This window comes from Arcobacter iocasae (genome assembly GCF_042214795.1).
GTDB lineage: Bacteria > Campylobacterota > Campylobacteria > Campylobacterales > Arcobacteraceae > Arcobacter > Arcobacter iocasae.
In genome coordinates this window covers 1,879,946-1,902,504 of sequence record NZ_CP090177.1, presented here as the reverse complement: position 1 = coordinate 1,902,504, position 22,559 = coordinate 1,879,946, and the positions used below count along the sequence as shown (strand labels likewise).

Sequence of the window (22,559 nt, the reverse complement as noted above, 5' to 3'; positions counted from 1 at the left end):
TAAATTGTATACTTGTTTTAGATATTAACATTTTTTTATTAAAAGGAGATACAATTTGAGTTAAATAAAATTATTTTTTAAAGATTCTAAATTATATTAAACTAAAAAATTAAAAACATATCCCACTAAAATTATTCCAAATCCTACTATACTAAAAAAAAGTAGTATCAATTTAGTGTGTAAAACTCTTTTTAGTATCATAGCTTCTGGTAAAGATAGTGAAGTAACAGCCATCATAAAAGCTAAAGCACTTCCTAAAAGCATACCTTTTGAAGTTAGAACTTCAACTAAAGGCATTACCCCAGCTGCGCTTGAGTACATCGGAATTCCCAAAATTACTGCTAATGGTACAGTATACCAAGCATCTCCGCCTGTATATTTTGCAATAAAATCAGTTGGAATATATCCATGAATAAAAGCTCCTATTCCTACACCAATTATCACATAAAGATATATCTTTTTAAATATGTCAACAGTATAATCCCAAGCCTCTTTTACTCTTTCTTTTGCTTCAAAACTTATAGTTGGATTTTCACAACATCCATCCATAGGCTTTACATCAAGTAAAATATATTTTTCCATATTAAGTTTTCCAATAACAAAACCTCCAATTATTGCAACAATTAATCCAAAACCAATATATATAGCAGTTACTTTCCAACCAAACAGTCCAAATAACATAGCAATTGCTACTTCATTATTTAGTGGAGCTGAGATTAAAAAAGAGAATGTAACACCAAGTGGTATTCTAGCTTGTATAAATCCTAAAAATAAAGGAATAGCACTACATGAACAAAAAGGAGTGATTATTCCAAATAGACTTGCCAAAATATTCCCCGTAAATTCTGATTTGCCCTGTAAATAAGCTCTTACTTTTTCTACATTAAACCAAGTTCTTAAATATGAAACTAAAAATATAATTACTATTAATAATATAAATATTTTGATGGTATCAAATATAAAAAAGTGTAGAGAATTTGCTAAATGTTCATTTTTATCTAAACCTAAAAAATTGTAAACAAAAATATCAACTAATTTTTCCCAATAATAAAACATCTATTTCAAAGCCTCAATAATCTTAGGTAATAAAACCTCATCTATTTCTTTAAAAGTACTTTCAAAAGCTTCAAAACCTTTTCCATCTGGATCTTCAAAACCCACATGTATTTTTTTAATAGGTTTTGGAAACATAGGACAAGTTTCATTTGCATGATCACAAACAGTAACTATCAAATCATATTCATTGTCAATAACTGTATCTAAAGTTTTAGAATGATATTCATCTTTCCATATTCCTTTTTCTTCTAATAGTTTTTTTGCATTTGCATTGACTTTTCCACTAGCTTTTACACCAGAACTATCAGCACTGATTCCTTCAAGTTTACTATTTACCAAAGCTTCAGCGATTATACTTCTACAAGAATTTCCTGTACACAAAATTAATACTTTTTTATTCATTATTTTTTCCTTTTATATTAGTGTTAATAAAACTATAAATAGTACAGGTGGCGTTACTATAAGCCCAAATTTACTATATTGCCAAAATCCAATTTTCACTCCCTTTTGACTTAAAACATGAAGCCAAAGTAAAGTTGCTAGGGAACCAAATGGTGTCATCTTTGGTCCTAAGTTACATCCTATAATATTCGCATAAGCTAAAGTTTGATTTCCTACATCATGTAGTGCAATATCCATTATCATAACTGTAGGCATATTATTCATAATAGCACTTAAAAAGGCACTAATAAATCCTGTTCCCATCACTGCTACAAAATCACTATGAGTGCTTAAATCTTTTAAAATAACAGTCAAATAATCAGTAAGTCCTGCATTTTTTAAACCATAAACAACTATATATAGTCCAATACTAAACCAGACAACCTGCCAAGGTGCAGTTTTTATTGTAATCCAAGCCTTTGCTGATTTTGTATAACTTGCAATTGCTAAAAATATCAATGCTCCACCTAAGGCAAAAAGTGAGATTGGTAAATCATATCTATCCCCTATAAAGTATCCAACTAAAAGTAAAGCTAAGAAAAACCAAGAAAATTTAAATAACATCTTATTTTTTAAAACATCATCTGGATTTTTAAGTAAGCTAGTATCTATTATTTTTGGAATATCATTTCGTAAGACTAACCATAAAACAATAATTGAAACAAAAGTACTCATAAGATATGGAATAAGCATATTTGATAGGTATTGCATAAAACCTATATTAAAATAGTTTGCTGTTACTATATTTGTAAGATTTGAAAATACAAAAGGTAAAGAAGCACTATCACTTATAAATCCACCAGCTAATAAAAAAGCTAAAATTGTCTTAGCATTTAACTTTAAAATTCTCATTTTTGCTAATAAAATAGGAGTTAAAATAAGTGCGGCTCCATCATTTGCAAATAATGCTGATACAAAAGAACCAAGAACTAAGGCATAAACAAACATCAAATGTCCATTTCCCTTTGAAAGTTTTGCCATTTTGATTGCACACCACTCAAAAAATCCTATTTCATCTAAAACCATAGATAAGATAATGATTCCAATAAAAGCTAAAGTCGCATCCCAAACAATTCCTGTTACTACTAAGACATCATCTAAACTTACCACTTGTAAGATTAAAGCAACTATTGCTCCAATCACTGCAGTTGTTCCTATTTGTAAACCACGAGGTTGCCAAATTACAAATATCAAAGTTGCTAAGAAAATAGATATTGATAAAATCATAGTTCACACCCTTTTTCTAATGTTGGAATGTCTAATTCCAAGTAACTTATCTCTTTAATAATTGATTGTCTAAACATATCCATTGGAATTCTAATACTATAATATGCCCATCGCCCTTCTCTTCTTAGACTTAAAAATCCACCATCTTTTAAAATCTTTAGATGTCTTGATACTCTTGATTGAATCATATCAAATGAATTTTCGATATCACATACACAAACTTCACCATTGATATCTATAAATTTTAATATCTTAATTCTGGTTTCATCATTTATTGAACCAATTGTATTTAAAAAATATTCCAAGCTAGTCCTTTGTCATTTTTGAAATTGTATCATATTTATATTTATATATCAAGATATATTGATATATAAATATAAAAAAAAGAGTTTAAGAAGTTGAGTAAAACTCAAACTTCTTAAAAACTCTCCCACTCATCATCATTTGATGAAACTGGTTTTATTATTTTATTTGTTTTTTCTTCTATCTTTTCATCTTTATTAGTTTTCTTCTCACTATTATTTAATGGGTTTACAGATTTTTTCGCATTATCAATTTTTTTCTCTTTTTGTACATTATTATTTAATAAAATACTATTTATATCTTTTGCTTTTAGAGTATCTTTCCCTGCAAATTCTTTATCATTTGCATTACTTACAATTAATTTAGAAATTTCGTGGGTAATCATAGCAATATTATTTGTCTCCGATGCTATTGATGCATTTTCTTGTGTTTGTCTATCTAGATTATTAATAGCAGCATTTATTTGCTCTACTCCATCTAGTTGCTCTTTACTTGCCATTTCAATATCAGCTATTAAATTAATTGTATGAGTAATATTCCCATTAAGATTTTCATAGCCATTAATCATATTCGTAGCAATTTCTTTACCCTCATTTGCTTTGCTAGTTGCTCTTTCAACTATATTTTTTATCTCTTTTGCTGCTTCTGCACTTCTTGTTGCTAGATTTCGCACCTCTCCTGCAACTACAGCAAATCCTTTTCCAGCTTCTCCAGCAGTTGCAGCTTCAACAGCAGCATTTAATGAAAGGATATTTGTTTGAAATGCAATTTGGTCAATTACTGTTATTGCTTCATGTATTGAAGTAACTTGGGTATTAATCTCTTCCATTGCAATAGTAGTTTTATTAGCTAACTCTTCACCTTCATTTACTGATTTTGTTACATTATTTGATAACTGAGACATCTTTGCAATATTTTCAGTATTACTTCTAACATTACCCGTTACTTCTTCTAATGCAGCTGCTGTTTCTTCTAATGAGGCAGCTGCTTCATTAGAACTAAGATTTAATTTATTCATATTAGCTAATAATATATTTGAACCACTATCTAAAGTTAAACCATTTACTTTATTTTCAGATAATATATTTGTAATTGAAGTTCCTAAATTATTTACTCCATTAGCAAGTTTTAGTAAATCTTCTTTGATATTATTTGTACTTACTTTATTTAAATAGTTATAAGCAGAATATTCTTCAAGTACATTAAGAACTTTATCAATATTATTTTCAAGATTTTGTGCCATACTATTTAATACATTCTTTAGCTGTATAAGTGCAGGATTTTTAACATTTGAACTCAATCTTTGGCATAAGTCACCTTGTTCAAATTCACCTAATACCAAAATAGTCTCATCAATTAATTTTCTATCTTCTTCTATTCCAATTTTCGTTTTTTCAATATTTCTACTTACTATTCTAGACATATGTCCAAACTCATCTTTACAAGTAATTGGAGTAAAATTCATCTCATCTTTTTCTCTATTTAAAAATGCAAAAAAGTTTTCAATATTTTCATTTAGTAATTTTACTTTTGAAACGATATCCTTACTTACCATAGAAAATGTGCTAAATAAAATAATTAGAATAATTAGAATAATTCCAGCTGCTTTAATTATATTATCATTAAAGTCTGCATCTATATCATCAATATAAATTCCAGTTCCAATAACCCAACCCCATTGATCAAACTTTTGTAAATAAGATAATTTCGGCACAAGTTCAGTAGAAGAAGCTTTTGGCCAAGTATATTTTACAAATCCCTTTCCATTTTCATTAGCAACTTTTACAAAAGCTTTAAACATATTCATATTATCAAGTTTTTGAACTTTGTCCCCATGCTCTATGCTAAAGGCATTATTGAATTTTTCAGCATCAAGTGTTGCATTTACTAATGATTCATCTATAGGATGCATTATTATTCTAGGAGTTTCTTCTGAATCATTATTAATAAAAACATAATTTGTTTCATCAAATCTTAATGATTTTAATAGTTTTTTTGCAGTCTCTTTTGCAGTTTTTTCATCGATCTTGCCATCTTTGAATTGTTGATATTCACTATCAACTAAACTATATGACATTTCAATAAGATTAGTTAATTTTGCTTTTTTTTCTTTAAGCATTACATTTTTTTGATTAATTATAAAATATGCACTTAATAAAGCAATTGCCAAAAATGTCAATATTCCTATTGATAATAATTTTTTGAAAACACTTAAGTCTCCAAATATTTTTCTTCCAATCATAACAACATCCTTATACTAATTTTATAAATGATATAGTATAGATATTTAATTACAACTTATAAAAAAAATGTACTAATTTTAATAACTTTTAATAATTTTATAGTTACTTTATGAAACATTTTTATTAATCAAATACTAATAAAATCTTTCTTATATTTTAGAACTTTTTTTAAATAATTTCGTGTTTCTTCATAGGGCAAATTATTTATAAGTACCTTATAAACTTCAGAAGGTTTTTTACTATTAATACTATTTTTTGCTTCATCTTTATCTTTTGAAAAAGTTCTTAAAACATTTCCACTTCCTGTATTATATGCACTTATAATACAATACTCTTTTGATATTGGATTTTGTATTCCACTTAAATACTTACTTCCTAATATTTTTAAATATGCACTTCCTAATTCGATATTATTTTGCGCATCAAATAAATATGATTTGCTAGGTTCCCAAGTTTTACCTTTAACATATTTATAGGCATCTTTTCCAGCACTTGTAGGAACTATTTGCATAAGTCCATAAGCATTTGCACTACTTATTGCAAATTGGTTAAAATTACTCTCTGTTCGTATAATTGAATAAATTAGATTCTTACTAATATTATATTTTTTAGCAAACTTATCAACAAAAGGTTTGAATTTTGCCACTCTTATATTTGCATGGTCTTTTACCATAGGTATTTCTACAAAATAGATTTTTACATCTTTGCCATCTTTTTTTATTATTTTAGTATTTAAATCATTTTTTACTAAAATATTTGCAAATCTATTTGCTCTCCATTCATATCTTATCTCTTTATTTTGGTCATCTTTAATTTCACCAAGTAAATAAGGAGTAGAGCCAAGTTTTACACTTTTTGCTTCAAATAAATCAGCAGCTCTTGGGTCATCTGGTAATAATAAAGTGGTTACTATTGCATTTTTTAAACTTTTTTGAAAGTTTTTATCATCTAGTGTTTCAACAGTTACTATTCCATTATCAAAATCAACCAATGCCCTACTTTTGTAGTTTTGTAAATATTTTACATACTCTTTTTGTTTTGGTATTTTGACATTCTTTTCACCCCAAATATTTGTAATCTCTTTTACAAAATTTGACAAAAACTTATCTAAGCTTGCTATATCTTTTGATAATCTTTTAGGGTTTGTTGTATATTGTATGGATTTTGATTTTGCTATGCTCTTTAAAGCATATGAAGGATCTTTGCTAATTGCAGCTTGGGCTATGTTTTGAACATCTGAAACACTACATGAACTTAAAAAAAATACTATAAAAATCAAAACAAATTTAATCATTTACTTTGTTCTTTAAGCTCTTTATCTCTTAGACTTATTACATCTAATAAATCTTCAATTCGTTTATTTCTCTCTTCTAATCTTTTTTGTAAATCCAAAATCACATCTTTTTTTAATTCAATTTCATTTTCAAGTTCTTTAAAATCTTTTACAAGTTTATCATTTTCTGATTTTATTTTTCTTAAGGCAAAAATAGATTTAGAAACTTTATTGTTTGCACTATCTATTAACTCTTCATTCTTTTTTCTTATAGCAACTATTTCTTTATCATATTGATTTATTTGAGCTTTTAGTTGTCCATTTTTCTTTTTCATATTGTCCATTTGATCTAAATATATAGATAAATCTGGTTTTACATTTGACCTAATTTCTTGCTCTAATTCTCTTATTTTATTTATATACTCAATCTCTTTTTTCTTTGATTGTTGCATATTTTCAATTACTTTTTTTCTAAATTCTCTTTTTGAATTTTCCTCTTCAGTTGTTAAAAATCTTATTCCAACATATTCTACTATTTCACTTCCAAGCTCATCAAAAAGTGGTATAATAGTACTATTTACATAATAAACAGAACCATCTTTTGCTAAATTTTTAATTTTACCATTCCAAGTTTCACCTTTTTGAATTGTTTCCCAAAGATTTCTAAAAATCTCTTTTGATGAATCTGGATGTCTTACTATATTATGTGGTTTTCCAATAAGTTCTTCTCTTTTATATTTTGATATTTCACAAAAGAAATCATTTGCAAAAGTAATATTGCCCTTTAAATCGGTTTTTGAAATAATTGCAACATTATCTATTGCAGCTAAATATCTTTCTAATTCTTCTTTTTGTTTTTCAATTATTTGATTTTGATTGTATTTGTGGGCATCTTTAATAACTTTTTTTACTATTACTGATATATCAATTGGTTTTATAAAATATGCAGTAACATTTAATTTAATTACTTCTAAAAGGTTATTTTCATCTGAATAAGCAGTTGTAAAATAAAAAGGAATATCCTCATTAACAGCCCTTATATTTTTTAATAAAGATACACCATTCATATTTGGCATATTAAGATCACTTATTATTGCATCTATTCTTTTATTTTCTAAAGTTAATTTATTAAATATTTCTAAAGCTTCTGCACCATCACATGCAACATATACATCTTTAAAAAAATCTTTAAATATTTCTTGAAAGTTTATTCGAACCTGTTCGTCATCTTCAGCATAAATAATATTATATTTCTGCTCTGAAGCCCAATTCTTATCATCATTCATAACTTTGCCTTAAAAAATAATTAATATATAATATCAAATTTTTATGTCAAAATAGATAATATTATTAATTATGAGAGAAAAATAACTAAATTTAGGTACAAATAATCTTATATTTTAATATTATCTAACTTATTTTGAATATATTTCTTAACATCAGTATAATTTATAACTTCTTTAAAATCATCAAATTTACAACCAGAGGCATTAGGATGTCCACCTCCATTTGCCAATTTTTGTGCAAGTAATCCAACATCTAAATTTCCATCTGCTCTAAAACTTGCATTTCCTCTTTTTGAAACATCAATAAAAAAGTCATAATCTTTATTAGCTTTTAAAAATGCATTTGCGGGAATTGAAATACCACCTAGAGTATAAGTTAAAACACCTTTTTTATCTTGAAAGTTAATTGTAAGTTCATCTTTTATACTTGTAATAGAATTTACCAAATATTTTGCACTAAGATTATCTATTGTGTCATCTTTTCCATCAAGATTTAAAAACTCCTTTTTTAAACTATGAATAGCACTATCTAGTTTTATATTTCCATCAACTTCATTTAAGTACTTAGATGCTTTTTTTAGTAAATGAATTCTAAAATCTCTATTTATATTTGCAAAAAGAACATTATTGATTTCCCTTACATGAGAAACCATACTAAGTAATACTTTTCCAAACTCAAAATCTTTTTTATTATCTTCTATCCAAATATCAATTGCATTTATTGAATTTACAAGGGGTTCTATCCAAGCTTGTGATTCATCTTGAAAAGCATTATAATTTTTTACAAAATAGTCATAAGTGATTTTTGTAGCACATCTTGAAATATCTAAAAAGTACCAATCATACTTGTCAGCACTACTTTGACCTGTAGCGTGATGATCTAAAAGTTGAAGTTTAATTTTATAACCATCTTCATTTAATTTTATTACTTCATTGTTTATATATTTTGATTCAGCATTTGTTAGATTAACATCAGTTATTAAAAATAGTATTTCATCTTTTATCTCTTCATTTTTAATGTGTTCTATAAAGTGAATAATACTTTGTTTTACTTCTAGTCCATAATTTGCGTTTAAGTAGTAACTTTGGGAAAATATCTCTTTGGTTAAAAGTTGGCAACCATATCCATCTAAATCCGTATGAGAGATATGAAATAATATCATTGAGCGATGTCCTTTAGTGTTAATTCTTCTAAAAATTCATTTATCTTACCTTGCAAATTATTTAATAAAGGCCATATTGTGCATAAGTTCCCAGAATCACTAGGGCATGATTCCATTGATGGTGCACATTCAAAGACTGAAGGGATTTTTTCTTCAGCTGCAGCCGTTATTGAAAATATAGTAAGTTCATCATAAGGTTTGGCAAGAATAAATCCACCATTTACACCTCTTTGTGATATTACTATCTCATTTTTGGCTAAATTTTGCATAATTTTGGCTAAAAAAGATTTGGGGATTCTTAGTTCTCTTGATAATTCATCCACATTTTTTGCTTTATCGCTTTTAGCAATAGAGATTAGAGAAAGAAGTGCGTACTCACTTTTTTTAGTCAATAACATCTTTGATTGATTCCTTTTTTAAAGTTTTTCTATTTTACAAGAAAGAATATTAATAATCATTATACAGTAAAATTAATTTTTTTATTTAAAAAAAAAGGGTTGTAACTAAAAAGTTACAACCCTTTTTAAAGTTAAGTAAACAAAATTACTTAGCTCTGATTCCTAAATCTGCAACTAATTCAACAAATCTAGCATACTCAGTATTTCTAAGATATTTTAATAATCTTTTTCTTTTTCCAACCATTTTTAAAAGACCTAATCTTGATGAGTGATCTTTTTTATTGATTTTTAAATGTTCAGTTAAAACTCTGATTTGCTCAGTTAAAATTGCAACTTGAACTTCACAAGAACCTGTATCTTTTTCATCTCTTCTGTATTTTTCGATAATACTGTTTTTTACTTCCTGATCTAAAGCCATAGAAGACCTCCTAATAGGTATACTAATCTCACTTCTATTGAAATGGACGCGAATTATAGTGAACTTATATTTAAACCTTGTTTAATAATTATATTTATTTAGATAAAATACTTTTTTTTAGAAAGGTTTTAATTATGAATATTATAGATTTTGAAAATATACATGTGAGTTATGACGATAAACTTATATTAAAAGAACTCAATTTGAAAATAGAAGATAATCAGCATTGGGCAATTTTAGGGGCAAATGGTAGTGGTAAATCTACCCTTATAAAATTAATCTCTTCTCAAATTCATCCAAGACAAAATTATCCACATAAAAAGTTAATCTTAGGAAAACAGAGATACTCACTATTTGATTTAAGAAAAGCTATGGGAATAATCACAAATGATTTACACAATCATTTTTATGACCAAGGAAATTTTCTAAGTGGATATGAAGTTGTACTTAGTGGCTATTATAGTTCAATTGGAGTATTTGAACATCAAGATTTCACCCAAGAACAACATGACAAAGCAAATGAGATTTTGGAATACCTTGAAATCACTGACTTAAAAGATAAAATTGTAGCAAAAATGAGTACAGGACAACTTAGAAAATGTATCATTGGACGAGCTTTAATTCATGATCCAAAAGCTTTTATTTTAGATGAACCAACAGTTGGACTTGATATAAAAGCCCAATTAAACTTTATAAAACTATTAAGAAAACTAAGCCAAAAAGCAAATATTATTTTAGTAACACATCATCTTGAAGAGATTTTTGAAGAAATTACCCATGTGGCTTTAATAAAAGATGAAACAATATTTAAACAAGGGGAAAAAGAAGATATTTTAAATTCAGAAAATATCTCTGATACTTTTGGTTTAGAGTTAAAAATCAATTCATCAAATAGTAGATATTTTATTCAAGAAGTATAAAAAGAGCAAAAGCTCTTTTTATGATTTGAAATCCATTGAAGATATAATTCCAGCTGTTCCATCTTCTCTTAAAAATATTGAGTTAGATTTTAAGTACGCTAGACTTTCATTTACTGATTTGTTGTAAGCCATCCCTGCTTTTGCATCATTTAAATATAAAGCCCCTATTCCTGTTTGTCCTAAGGCAATAAGTTTATCTTCTCCACTTTCATTTTTAGTCCAGATTTGCAATTTATCAAATATTAGGTCATTTTCATCTATCCAATTATTTCCATCACTATCATATTCGCTTAATTCACCAAAGCCATCATTTGAAGAAGGTCCAAATAGTTCAGTTCCATTATCTATTGTTCCATTTCCATCTTTATCAAAAACTAAAAATCCATTTCCATCTTTTAAAAGTGGTAGTTCTTTTTCATCCCCATCACTATTAATATCAAAATTGAAACACATTTTGTCGCTTATGCTATCAAAAGCAGTAGATGCACAATCATATTGAATAACTAAGGGATCCATAAAATGTGTCTCTTCAAATTTTAGTGTTTCACTATGTTTTTCATAAAACTCTCTTGAATAAGATAAATCTAAATCGATATTTATATCTTTATCTTTAGTTTTAATTGTAGCTTGCGAATTAAAAGATATAGAATCACTTCTATAATACTCATGTGTAGTTTCTATGGATACTGTTCTTTTCATCAACATCTTAGGTATGCCTGCTGTAGGATCTGTAGGCTCAGAAGAACCCGTATTTTTACATTTTAAGTCATTTAAGTTTTTAAAATCGACTTTTTTATTTCCACCTAAAAATGCTTGAAGAATCATTTCTAATATTATTCTTGTAACATCTTCATATGGCTTTACTAATGCTTCTGTTTGTTCTATATTTTCCGTAGCATCAACTTTTTCGAAACCATCTGATTCAAGACTTTGGGTTTTTTCATTTACATCTAATAAACCTAATAACTCATTTCTAAAATCTACTTTTGACTGACTTACCATTTCATATGAACTCATAGTTTCTGAGCTCATTTCAACTTTTGAAGACTCTATTATCATAATAACTCCTTTTTAAAATATAGTTATTATCAATGATAGTATTATTTGAATATAAAAAGAAGAGAAAAGAGGTACAAATAATAAATAATGTTATTTATTATTTGTATTTTTATTTAATATAAAGAATTGAATAGTTAAGTTTATCACCCACCAGTTTCATAAAAAGCTCGTGTTGATATTTCTGAATTTTCTGACCATTTGTTTTTTTCAGGCTTATTTAACAATACATCTTTTAATATTGCTGCTGCTTTATCTATATCATTATTTTTAACTGCCTCTTTTATGCTTTGAGAATCTTCAAAATATAAACATGGAATTAAAATACCACTTGCAGTAAGTCTTATACGATTACAGTTTGCACAAAAATCATCTTTATGTGGTTCAATGATTCCAAATACATAACCATCATCCATAATATAATCTTGAGACGGAGAGGTACCACTTCTCTCTTGCTTCTCAAACTTATATTTGGTTTTCAAAATATCTTGAATTTGAGTAGAATTATATCCTTTAGCTCCATCTTTTGCATGATTGTTTTCCATAAACTCAATAAATCTAACGGTATAACCTCTTGCTTTACAAAAATCTACTATATCACAAAGTTCATTATCATTTATACCTTGCATTGGAACAGTGTTTATTTTGATTTTTAATCCCGCTTTATCGGCAGCTTCAATACCTTTTAGTACTGTTGCTAAGACATCTTTTTGAGCAACTTTATGGGCAATTTCTGGTTTTAAACTATCTAAAGAGATATTTAATCTTTTTAATCCAGCATCTGCTAGTTTTTGTGCAGTTTTAGGAAGCAAATAACCATTTGTAGTTAAAGCTAAATCAATATCATCTTTATATTCGGCTATCATTCTTATAAAGTTATCTAAACCTTCTCTTAAAAGTGGTTCACCACCTGTAATTCTTACTTTTTTAACTCCACTATCAATACATACTTTTATAAATTTAAATAATTCTTCATATGATAAAAGTTCCTCTTTTGGAACCCATGAAAATGGTTTTTCTGGCATACAATATTGACATCTAAAATTACATCTCTCAGTTACTGATACTCTTAAATAATCAACTATTCTACCATGTCCATCTTTTAACATTTATACACCTCAACGCACCTAAAGAAATGGCACTTAATATTAAATTTCGTTAGCTTATTATAAAATCCCTTAAATAAAAAGGACATAAGGAATTTAATGGACAAATTAAAGACGATTACTCAATTAGACTTTTTTACAGAGTTAAATAAAGAACAAATTGAAGAATTATCTACCATATCTAACTTAATTACTTATCCTAAAGACTCAATACTTTATTATGAAGATGAGATAAAAGAAAATATTCTTTTTTTAGTTGATGGTCTTATAAAAATATATAAGTTTGATAAATTTGAAAATGAGATATTTTTATACCATATTTACAAAAACTCCATGATTTCTGAATTAACTTCTGTAAATAACAGTAGTATTTATTGTTTTTCAAATGCTGAGTTTGTGGAAGATTCTGTTGTCTTATCAATAAATTTTGAAAAATTTAAAGAAATGTTTTTAACTAAAAATATTTTATCAATAAAATTAATTGAAACATTATTAGAAAAAACCCATCAATTACAATGTATAGTAAATCGGGAATTAGTCTTTGACTCAACAGCAAAAGTAGCTTTTATGATTTATAATGACCTTGCTATGTTTAATAAACTAAAAAGACAAGAGGTCTCTTTTATGCTTCATATTCAACCAGAAACCCTTTCAAGAGTTTTAAAAAAACTTACAAGAAATGGGTCTATTAGTATTGAAAAAAGTGAAGTTATAGTTTTAAATAAAGAACAACTAGAATCAACCTTTAGAGGAGTTGGAATTTGAAAACAAATAAAATAAGTACAAAAATAAAATTAATAGGTGCTTTATTTATATTCTTGATGGCAATGATAATTTTTACCACTGTTTATTTAAATGATAAAAATAAAAAAGATGCTTTAGTTATCAATATAGTTGGTAAAGAGAGAATGCTTACTCAAAAAATATCAAAAAATATTTTTTATCTTTTTTATACAAAAAAAACTGATTTTTCAGAATTAAATAGTGCAACAGAAGAGTTTATTCAAAATCTACAATCTTTGAAAAATGGGAATAAACTACTAGGAATACCACCTGTTCCAAATGATAATATTGGACAACAAGTGTATAAAGTAGAAATTTTGTGGAAAGAATTTTTTCATAATATAGAAGAATTCAAAAAACTACAAATAAAAACTGATGAATCTAGTTTGAAACTTTTAAATTCTGCAGTTGAAGCAATTTATAATACTAATAATAACTTACTTCAAGAAGTTGATAATTTAGTTAGCATGTACACAGTTTTTACAGAAAATAAAACTATTTTAATCAAAAATTTCCAATATGGTGCTGCTTTTATAATCGTTTTATTAATAGTGTATAGTTTTGTTCAATTAAAAAGTATTGAAGAGAATGCTAATAAATTCTTAGAATTTTCAAAAAAATTAGCTAATGAAGAAAATGAACAATTAGAACCAATATCTATTGATGTAAAAGAAAAAGAGATATTAGATGTAACAGATACTTTTAACTGCTTTATAAATAAGATAAATTCAGCCATGAATGACTCAGCTGTTGCAATGGAACATTCAAAAAATGCCAGTTCAAAACTAGAAGAAATAACAGATGAATTTGATAAAATTTTAGATGAACTTGAAAACTCTTCTGAAATTAATAAAACAATAAATAAAAGTGAAGATATGATTATTCAATCTACAGAAGACTTAATTAATTCAACAAAAAAACTTCAAGAATTAAGAAATGAATTAAATAGTTTAGTCATTGGTCGCAAAACAAAAATATAAATAATAAAAGGCAATATGTGGGTAAAGTTTATTTAACAGGTGCAGGTCCGGGTGATCCTGAATTATTAACATTAAAAGCTATAAATGCAATAAGAAATGCAGATATCATAGTTTATGATAGGTTAGTAAATAAAGAGATATTAAATTATGCAAAAAAAGATGTTGCTTTAAAATATGTTGGAAAAGAGAATAAAAAGCACACTGTTCCCCAAAATGAGATAAATGAAATACTTTTTCAAGCTTCACAGAAATATGAAAATGTTGTTAGATTAAAAGGTGGAGATCCATTTGTATTTGGCAGGGGAGGAGAAGAAGCAATTTATTTATTTGAAAGAGATGTTAAATTTGAAATAATTCCAGGTATTAGTTCATCTGTTGCTGTTGCTTCATATGCAGGAATTCCCGTAACTCATAGGGGAATTACTACTTCATTTAGAGTCGTAACAGCTCATGAAACCCCTGATAAAAAGATTTCACAACTAGAGTGGCAAACTTTTTTAAATGACGAAACAATTGTCTTTTTGATGGGATTGCATAATATTGAATTAATAAGTTCAAAACTAATAGGTCTTGGAAAAGATAAAAATTACCCATGTGCTGTTATTTCAAAAGGAACTACAAAAGAGCAAAAAGTAGTAATTGGAACTTTAGAAGATATTGTTGAAAAATCTAAAGGTTTAAAATCACCAGCAATTATCATCGTTGGAAAAGTTGTGAACTTAAGAGAACAGTTAAGATGGTTTGATTAAGTTTATTTCAAAGAAGAAATAAACTCTTTACTTTTTTTTCTTGATATTTCCATTCTCTCTTCACCTTTTGGCATAGTTGCTCTTAGGTTTTTCATATTTTTTAAAAAACTTCCTACACTATCTGGAATAATTTTTTCTAAATACTTTTTAAACTCTTTAGAAAAAGCAGGAGATGCTCCACTTGTGGAAATAGAGATTACTAAATCATCTTTTTTTATTATTGAAGAGAATGTAAAATCACACAACTCAAAAACATCAGCGCAATTGTATAAAATGTTTTTTTCTCTTGTATGTTTGTAAATCTCTTTTTGAAGATTTATATCATCAAGACAAGCAATTACAATATGAAAGCCTTCAATATCATTTTTTTCATACTCTTTTTTCAAAGTTTTAATATCAAGCTTTTCTAACTCTTCACTTATCTTTGGTGCAAGTACAACTATATCATTTGTAAAATCCAATAATTTCTTTACTTTACTAGTTGCTATTTTTCCAGCACCTATAACTAAAATCTTTTTATTTTCTAAATTTAAAGAGATAGGAAAGTTACTCATTAATCTAACATCTCATAAGCACTATTTATGTCATCAGCTTTATTTGCACAAAATAGATGTAAAGCTGCATTTAGTTTCGCAAGTTTTTCTAAATCTGCACTTGGGTTATTAATCTCTTCTATTGCCTCTTCTAAACTAATCTTTTCAAAAGTTTTATTGTAATTTATTCCATAATACTCTGGGTCTATAATAAACTCTTCAAGTCCAGTTGCTATTTTTACCCAAGCTTTTGATTTATTGAAAATCTCTGGTCTTCCCTCTGCTGCTTTAACTACAACAAATTTTTCATAATTTGAAGCGAAAATTTCACTATACTTTTCAACATAAGGTTTATGATACGCAGAAGTTAAAGCAAATCTTGAATTTGCAGGATTAAGTAGTTTTTCAACAGTATTAAATGCACTTCTTAGTTTTAATATTCTTCTTAAATCAGTAATTGCACTTAATTTTGGCAAAAACTCAGCTCTGTCAAAATAGTGAATATTCTCATCAAGTTTTATATTTGTAGCAATATCTTTTATTGTAATACCACTTTTAGCAGGTTGCATTAAGTCTCCACTTACAACAATATCCAAATCAAACTTCTTCAAGTATTTTCCAACAAGTGGGAAAAGATATGTTGCATCTGTTTTTCCATCATAAGGAAATCCAAGCTCAATAGAGTTTGGTATATTTACTTTTTTGATATACTCATTACATACATCTAATGTAGCTTTTAATTCAGCATTGCTTTCAAGTCTAACTCTCCACCCTAATAAAAAAGCAACTATAATTTCACTTGAAACTTCTTGATTAAGTATTTGTCTAATGCAATCTTTCATCTCTTCTGTATTTAATTCCCTATTTGACTTAGGACCTGTTCCAACTGCTCTTATAAATGTATGAAAATCCATATAAACTCCAAAATAATATCTATAAATTTTTTGATTTATTATAACAAAATATAACACAAAAGTAATAGGACAAAAACACTCCTTAATTAAAACTTATAAAAATTGATTAAAGTCAAGGATTATGTGAATTATAATAGTTAGAATTAGGAAGTTAGAAATTGACTTAAACTTTTCAAAGGAGATAAGATGACATTATCAAGAAGAGAATTCTTAAAAAGCTCAGCAGCAGCAAGTGCAGCAGCAGCTATTGGTATGAATGTACCAACTGCTGTTCAAGCAAAAGCAAACGAAGCTGAAGGTGGCTGGAGATGGGATAAGGCTGCATGTAGATTTTGTGGTACTGGTTGTGGGATTATGCTTGCAACTAAAGGCGGTAAAATCGTTGCAGTAAAAGGTGACCCTGCAGCTCCAGTAAATAGAGGACTTAATTGTATTAAAGGGTACTTCAATGCAAAAATCATGTATGGTGCAGATAGATTAAAACAACCATTATTAAGAGTTAACCAAAAAGGTGAATTTGATAAAAATGGTGAATTTACACCTATTTCTTGGGAAAGAGCATTTGATGAAATGGAATTTCATATGAAAAAAGCTCTAAAAGAAAAAGGTCCTGAAGGAATTGGTATATTTGCAAGTGGTCAATATACAGTTATGGAAGGTTATGCAGCTCAAAAAATGATGAAAGCTGGATTTAGATCAAATGCAATTGACCCAAATGCAAGACACTGTATGGCAAGTGCTGTTGTTGGATTTTACCAAACATTTGGTATTGATGAGCCAAGTGGTTGTTATGATGATATTGAATTAACTGATACGGTTGTGTCATGGGGTTCAAATATGGCAGAGATGCACCCTATTTTGTGGTCAAGAGTTACAGATAGAAAATTATCAAATCCAGATAAAGTAAAAGTTATAAATCTTTCAACTTATAGACATAGAACATCAGATTTAGCTGATACTGAAATTATATTTAAACCAAATTCAGACTTAGCACTATGGAATTATATTGCAAGAGAAATTGTTTATAATAATCCAGAATCTATTGATTGGGACTTTGTTAAAAATAACATTATCTTTGCAGCAAGCCCAGTTAACATGGGTTATGGGATGAGAAGATCTGATGAAAAATCTATAGTTGAAGGTAAATATACAGATAAAGAGATGGAAACTATCTCTAAAGAGATGCAAAAAGTTGTATCAAAAGATGAAGCACCAGCACTTGCTCCTTATGGATATAAAGAGGGTGATATGATGGTTAATAAAAATGCTGGATTAAAACACTGGGAAATATCTTTTGAAGAGTATAAAAAATTCTTAGAGCCATATAATGCTGATTATGTTACACAAGTATCAAAAGGTAATCCTGATGAATCAGATGAAGATTTTAAAAAGAAAATCAAAGAGTTAGCTGACCTTTATATTGAAAAAAATAGAAAAGTTGTATCTTTTTGGACTATGGGAATGAATCAACATACAAGAGGTTCATGGGTAAATACTTTAGCTTATAATGTACACTTTTTATTAAATAAACAAGCAAAACCAGGTTCGGGAGCATTTTCACTTACAGGACAACCAAGTGCTTGTGGAACGGCAAGAGAAGTTGGAACATTTGCACATAGATTACCAGCTGATATGATGGTAGCAAATCCAAAACATAGAAGTATTGCTGAAAAAGTGTGGCAAATTCCACAAGGAACTTTAAATCCAAAAGGTCATCAAGACATTATGAAAATTCATAGGGACTTAGAAGATGGCTCTATGAAATTTGCTTGGGTTAATGTTTGTAATCCATACCAAGATAGTGCTAGTGCCTCTCATTGGATAAAAGCAGCAAGACAAATGGATAACTTTATTGTTACAAGTGATGGCTATCCTGGAATTTCTGCAAAAGTATCTGATTTAATTTTACCATCAGCTATGATTTATGAAAAATGGGGAGCTTATGGAAATGCTGAAAGAAGAACTCAACATTGGAGACAACAAGTATTACCAGTAGGTGATGCTATGAGTGATACTTGGCAATGGGTTGAATTATCAAAAAGATTTACGGTAAAAGACTTATGGGGTGAACAATCACTACTAAGTACAGGTGGTAAGAAAAAACTTCCAGATGTAATAAGTGAAGCTAAAAAAATGGGTTATACAGAAAATACAACTATGTATGACATCTTATTTGCAAATGACAAAGCAAAATCTTATAAAGCTGATTTAGAAGATCCAATTCAAGCAGGATTTGATAACTCTGAAGTATTTGGAGATAAAAGAAATGTTGTAGGAAGTGATGGAAAAGTATTTGATGGATATGGATTTTTTATTCAAAAATATTTATTCGAAGAGTATGCTAGTTTTGGTAGAGGGCATGGTCATGATTTAGCTGATTTTGATACTTATCATAAAGTAAGAGGACTTAAATGGCCAGTTGTTGATGGGAAAGAGACACAATGGAGATTTAATGTTAAATATGACCCATATGCTGCCCATGCAGTAAAAGAAGCAGGAACTAATAATTCTCATGCTTTTTATGGAAAAATTGCAAAAGCACTTCCATTTGGAGATTTAAATGGAATTACAAATAAAGATAAAAAACCTTTAATCAATAAAGCAAAAATATTTGCAAGACCATATATGGATGCACCAGAAATGCCAAATGAAGAGTATCCAGTGTGGATGTGTACGGGAAGAGTTTTAGAACATTGGCATTCAGGAACTATGACAATGAGAGTTCCAGAACTTTTTAGAGCAGTTCCAGAAGCCTTATGTTATATGCACCCAGTTGATGCAAAAAAATATGATGTAAAACAAGGTGAATTAGCTTGGGTTGAATCAAGACGAGGAAAAGTAAAAGCTAGAATTGAAACAAGAGGAAGAAATAGACCTTCAAGAGGTTTAATTTTTGTTCCATGGTTTGATGAAAAAGTATTTATTAATAAAGTTTGTCTAGATGCAACTTGTCCAATGTCAAAACAAACAGACTATAAAAAATGTGCTGTAAAAATATATAAAGCATAAAAGAAGAAAAAATGAATAGTGATAGAAGAGAATTTCTTTTAAAGAGTGCAAGAACAGCAGGTCTTGTATGCCTTAGTGGTCTTATTTGGAGTGCTTATGTTGATGAATTAACTGCCTCTAAATTAATACTTAGACCACCAGGTGCACTAAAAGAAAAAGATTTTTTATCGACATGTATCAAATGTGGATTATGTGTAGAAGCCTGTCCATTTGATACTCTAAAACTGGCAAAACCAGGAGATAATAAACCTCTTGGAACACCATTTTTTAATCCAAGGGATATACCTTGTTATATGTGTATTGATATTCCATGTGTTCCTGCTTGTCCAACTAATGCTTTAGATGAGAAATTAGTTAGCACAAACGGAAAACTTGACATAAATAGTGCACAAATGGGAGTTGCCATTATAGATAGCCAAAGCTGTATTGCTTTTTGGGGTATACAATGTGATGCATGTTATAGAGCCTGTCCAATATTAGGTCAAGCTATTACTATTGAATATGAGAAAAATGGAAGAACAGGAAAACACTCTTTTATGAAACCTGTTGTTCATACAGATGTTTGTACAGGATGTGGTTTGTGTGAAAGAGCATGTGTTACGCAAAAAGCTTCAATCTTTATCTTACCTAGAGAAGTTGCCCTTGGAAAAGCAGGCGATTATTATGTAAAAGGTTGGGATGAAGAAGATCAAAAAAGAGTTAAAAATGCAAAAGAGATTAAAACAACAACAAAAATAAGTAAAGATAAAGCAATTGATTCTTTAAATGATATGGGAGATTTATTAGATGACTAATATAATTTTAAAAAACCGATATCTTATTTTAAGACGAGTAAGTCAAATATCAATTATGACTTTATATATCTTTGCAAATATTTATGGGTTAACTATTTTACAAGGTAATTTAAGTTCATCATTAATATTTGAAACAATTCCTTTAAGTGACCCTTTTGCTGTTTTGCAAATGCTTTTTGCAGGTGCTTTAATATCAACAAATATAATTATAGGTGCATCAATAATAACACTGTTTTATTTTTTTCTTGGAGGAAGAGTTTTTTGTTCATGGGTTTGCCCTGTTAATATAATAACTGATTTAAGTTCATTTATTAGAAGAAAATTAGGATTTGACACCATACAAAAAAGACAACCTGCAAGTAGAAATATGAGATATTGGGTTTTGGCTTTAAGCTTAATACTATCAACTATCTTGGGTGTAGGTGCTTTTGAATTTATTTCACCTATATCTATGGTTCATAGAGGTTTAGTTTTTGGTCTTGGATTTGGTTGGGCTGCGATACTTATCATTTTTCTTTTTGATCTTTTTGTTTTAAAAAATGGATGGTGTGGACATATTTGTCCTCTTGGTGGATTTTATTCACTTGTAGGAAAATATAGCTTTTTAAGAGTTACTCATAATCATATTAAATGCACTGAATGTATGAAGTGCAAAGAGGTATGTCATGAGAACCAAGTTTTATCAATGATAGGGAAGGATTCAATTCCTGTTCTTTCAGGTGAGTGTACTAATTGTGCTAGATGTATTGAAGTTTGTGAAGATGATGCTTTAAATTTTTCAATAATCAATAGATTTGCAAAAAAATAGGAGAAAAAAAATGAAAATTACTAAAATAACTTTAGGATTAGCAACAATAACTGCAATATTTGTTACAGGTTGTGCTATTGCTCAAAAAACTTATTCAGAAGAGTCTTTAGGCTTAAGAAAAGTAGATATTTATACTGAAAAAACTACTGTTCCAGACAAAACAGATTATACAAAACCACCAGCTGGAACATCAACAAAGATTGATAGAGCATTTGAAAATGCTCCACCTATGATTCCCCATGATGTTGAAGGAATGTTACCAATTACTATAGATAATAATCAATGTATCATGTGTCATGATCCAGCAGTTGCAGAGTCTATGGGAGCTGTTCCTGTTCCAAAAACACACCTTACAGATTTTAGACCTAAAACTTCTTTATCTCAAAGTGGTAGAATAGTAAAAGATGGTAAAATAATTGTAAATACAAGTGACTTAAAACTTCCAGAACAAAAAAATTTAGGACATCTAGCAGGGGCAAGATTTAATTGTAGCCAATGTCATGCTCCTCAATCAGATACAAAACTAGTTGTTGGAAATAATTTCAAAGCTGACTTTAGAGAAAATGGTGAAAAAAATTCATCAAATCTAATCAAAAATATGGATGAAGGTGTAAAATAAATTATGAAAAGAAGAGAGCTATTTAGCTCTCTTGCTTCCTCATTTAAAAATAATGAAAAGCAAGAGAAAGTAATTCGCCCACCATATTTTAATAATGAAGCACTCTTTTTAAGTGAGTGCATTAAATGTGAAGGCTTATGTGCTAACTCTTGTGAAGTAAATATTATAGTTATTCAAAAAGACAAAACTCCAAAACTAGATTTTACAAATAGTGGTTGTACTTTTTGTGATGAGTGTGCAAAAGTTTGCCCAAGTGAAGTTTTAAAACTGGAATATAAAAAAAATATCTCTGCAAAAATAGAAATAAATATTTTGGAATGCTTAAGCTGGAATCAAACCATGTGTTTTTCTTGTAAGGATCCTTGTCTTGATGATGCTATAAAATTCTTAGGAATGTTTAGACCCCAAATAAATGAAGATTGTACTTCTTGTGGATTTTGTTTAAAAGTTTGCCCAACAAATGCAATAAAAATAGGATAA

General features: G+C 28.1%; 23 protein-coding genes. 9 read left to right on the top strand and 14 right to left on the bottom strand.

Features of this window, described 5'->3' with window-relative positions; all coding sequences use genetic code 11:
* Positions 1-96 precede the first annotated feature (96 nt).
* From LXN10_RS09575 to rpsO, 10 genes are all read right to left on the bottom strand, one after another.
* Complete coding sequence (locus LXN10_RS09575) at positions 97-1,056, bottom strand: permease (protein ID WP_375722813.1); 960 nt, start codon at positions 1,054-1,056, stop codon at positions 97-99.
* The gene (locus tag LXN10_RS09570) at positions 1,057-1,458 is read right to left on the bottom strand and encodes an arsenate reductase ArsC (RefSeq protein WP_375722812.1); all 402 of its coding nucleotides are present in this window, start codon (positions 1,456-1,458) and stop codon (positions 1,057-1,059) included.
* A 12-nt stretch (positions 1,459-1,470) separates the two neighbouring features.
* Positions 1,471-2,724, bottom strand: a complete 1,254-nt coding sequence (locus LXN10_RS09565) for an arsenic transporter (protein WP_375722811.1) — start codon at positions 2,722-2,724, stop codon at positions 1,471-1,473.
* Positions 2,721-3,029, bottom strand: a complete 309-nt coding sequence (locus LXN10_RS09560) for an ArsR/SmtB family transcription factor (protein ID WP_375722810.1) — start codon at positions 3,027-3,029, stop codon at positions 2,721-2,723. The genes LXN10_RS09565 and LXN10_RS09560 overlap by 4 nt, the downstream gene beginning before the upstream one ends.
* A 113-nt stretch (positions 3,030-3,142) precedes the next feature.
* Positions 3,143-5,269: a methyl-accepting chemotaxis protein gene (locus tag LXN10_RS09555; protein WP_375722809.1), complete on the bottom strand. Its 2,127-nt coding sequence runs from the start codon at positions 5,267-5,269 to the stop codon at positions 3,143-3,145.
* A 128-nt stretch (positions 5,270-5,397) separates the two neighbouring features.
* Entirely contained in the window at positions 5,398-6,564 is a 1,167-nt protein-coding gene (locus LXN10_RS09550; RefSeq protein ID WP_375722808.1) for a murein transglycosylase domain-containing protein, read from the bottom strand.
* Positions 6,561-7,829 (bottom strand): response regulator, encoded by a 1,269-nt coding sequence (locus LXN10_RS09545; RefSeq protein ID WP_375722807.1) that lies wholly within the window; start codon positions 7,827-7,829, stop codon positions 6,561-6,563. Before LXN10_RS09545 ends, LXN10_RS09550 begins: the two co-directional genes overlap by 4 nt.
* A 107-nt stretch (positions 7,830-7,936) precedes the next feature.
* A complete protein-coding gene (locus LXN10_RS09540; protein ID WP_375722806.1) occupies positions 7,937-8,992 on the bottom strand; it encodes a DHH family phosphoesterase in 1,056 nt (351 codons plus the stop codon).
* On the bottom strand, positions 8,989-9,390 hold the full coding sequence (locus LXN10_RS09535) for an Rrf2 family transcriptional regulator (RefSeq protein ID WP_375722805.1): 402 nt from the start codon (positions 9,388-9,390) through the stop codon (positions 8,989-8,991). The genes LXN10_RS09540 and LXN10_RS09535 overlap by 4 nt, the downstream gene beginning before the upstream one ends.
* 145 nt (positions 9,391-9,535) lie before the next feature.
* Positions 9,536-9,808, bottom strand: coding sequence for a 30S ribosomal protein S15 (rpsO, locus tag LXN10_RS09530; RefSeq protein ID WP_013134407.1), 273 nt, complete (start codon positions 9,806-9,808; stop codon positions 9,536-9,538).
* 134 nt (positions 9,809-9,942) lie between these two features.
* Between rpsO and LXN10_RS09525 the strand changes: the two genes are divergently transcribed.
* Entirely contained in the window at positions 9,943-10,728 is a 786-nt protein-coding gene (locus LXN10_RS09525) for an ABC transporter ATP-binding protein (RefSeq protein ID WP_375722804.1), read from the top strand.
* A gap of 18 nt (positions 10,729-10,746) precedes the next feature.
* On the opposite strand, the gene LXN10_RS09520 is transcribed toward LXN10_RS09525, so the two are convergent.
* Complete coding sequence (locus LXN10_RS09520; protein WP_375722803.1) at positions 10,747-11,787, bottom strand: hypothetical protein; 1,041 nt, start codon at positions 11,785-11,787, stop codon at positions 10,747-10,749.
* Between the two features lie 143 nt (positions 11,788-11,930).
* A complete protein-coding gene (gene moaA, locus LXN10_RS09515) occupies positions 11,931-12,893 on the bottom strand; it encodes a GTP 3',8-cyclase MoaA (RefSeq protein WP_375722802.1) in 963 nt (320 codons plus the stop codon).
* 96 nt (positions 12,894-12,989) lie between these two features.
* On the opposite strand from moaA, the gene LXN10_RS09510 reads away from it, so the two are divergent.
* Genes LXN10_RS09510 through cobA form a run of 3 tightly spaced genes read left to right on the top strand, consistent with a single transcriptional unit; the run spans position 12,990 to position 15,402 of the window.
* Complete coding sequence (locus tag LXN10_RS09510; protein WP_375722801.1) at positions 12,990-13,655, top strand: Crp/Fnr family transcriptional regulator; 666 nt, start codon at positions 12,990-12,992, stop codon at positions 13,653-13,655.
* Positions 13,652-14,653, top strand: a complete 1,002-nt coding sequence (locus tag LXN10_RS09505; RefSeq protein ID WP_375722800.1) for a type IV pili methyl-accepting chemotaxis transducer N-terminal domain-containing protein — start codon at positions 13,652-13,654, stop codon at positions 14,651-14,653. The genes LXN10_RS09510 and LXN10_RS09505 overlap by 4 nt, the downstream gene beginning before the upstream one ends.
* 17 nt (positions 14,654-14,670) lie before the next feature.
* On the top strand, positions 14,671-15,402 hold the full coding sequence (gene cobA, locus LXN10_RS09500; RefSeq protein ID WP_375722799.1) for a uroporphyrinogen-III C-methyltransferase: 732 nt from the start codon (positions 14,671-14,673) through the stop codon (positions 15,400-15,402).
* Between the two features lie 2 nt (positions 15,403-15,404).
* Here cobA and LXN10_RS09495 read toward each other — a convergent pair whose 3' ends face one another.
* Together LXN10_RS09495 and LXN10_RS09490 are read right to left on the bottom strand one after the other, a co-directional pair.
* A complete protein-coding gene (locus LXN10_RS09495) occupies positions 15,405-15,956 on the bottom strand; it encodes a precorrin-2 dehydrogenase/sirohydrochlorin ferrochelatase family protein (RefSeq protein WP_375722798.1) in 552 nt (183 codons plus the stop codon).
* Entirely contained in the window at positions 15,956-16,849 is an 894-nt protein-coding gene (locus tag LXN10_RS09490; protein WP_375722797.1) for a glycosyl transferase, read from the bottom strand. The genes LXN10_RS09495 and LXN10_RS09490 overlap by 1 nt, the downstream gene beginning before the upstream one ends.
* A 186-nt stretch (positions 16,850-17,035) precedes the next feature.
* Here LXN10_RS09490 and napA point away from each other — a divergent pair, with 186 nt between their 5' ends.
* Genes napA through LXN10_RS09465 form a run of 5 tightly spaced genes read left to right on the top strand, consistent with a single transcriptional unit; the run spans position 17,036 to position 22,559 of the window.
* Positions 17,036-19,858 carry a nitrate reductase catalytic subunit NapA gene (napA, locus tag LXN10_RS09485; protein ID WP_375722796.1) on the top strand — a complete coding sequence of 941 codons (2,823 nt, stop codon included), beginning with the start codon at positions 17,036-17,038 and terminating at the stop codon, positions 19,856-19,858.
* 11 nt (positions 19,859-19,869) lie between these two features.
* Positions 19,870-20,652, top strand: coding sequence for a ferredoxin-type protein NapG (gene napG / locus LXN10_RS09480; protein ID WP_375722795.1), 783 nt, complete (start codon positions 19,870-19,872; stop codon positions 20,650-20,652).
* Entirely contained in the window at positions 20,645-21,460 is an 816-nt protein-coding gene (gene napH, locus LXN10_RS09475) for a quinol dehydrogenase ferredoxin subunit NapH (protein WP_375722794.1), read from the top strand. The genes napG and napH overlap by 8 nt, the downstream gene beginning before the upstream one ends.
* A 10-nt stretch (positions 21,461-21,470) precedes the next feature.
* A complete protein-coding gene (locus LXN10_RS09470) occupies positions 21,471-22,079 on the top strand; it encodes a nitrate reductase cytochrome c-type subunit (protein ID WP_375722793.1) in 609 nt (202 codons plus the stop codon).
* Positions 22,080-22,082: 3 nt separating this feature from the next.
* On the top strand, positions 22,083-22,559 hold the full coding sequence (locus tag LXN10_RS09465; RefSeq protein ID WP_375722792.1) for a ferredoxin-type protein NapF: 477 nt from the start codon (positions 22,083-22,085) through the stop codon (positions 22,557-22,559).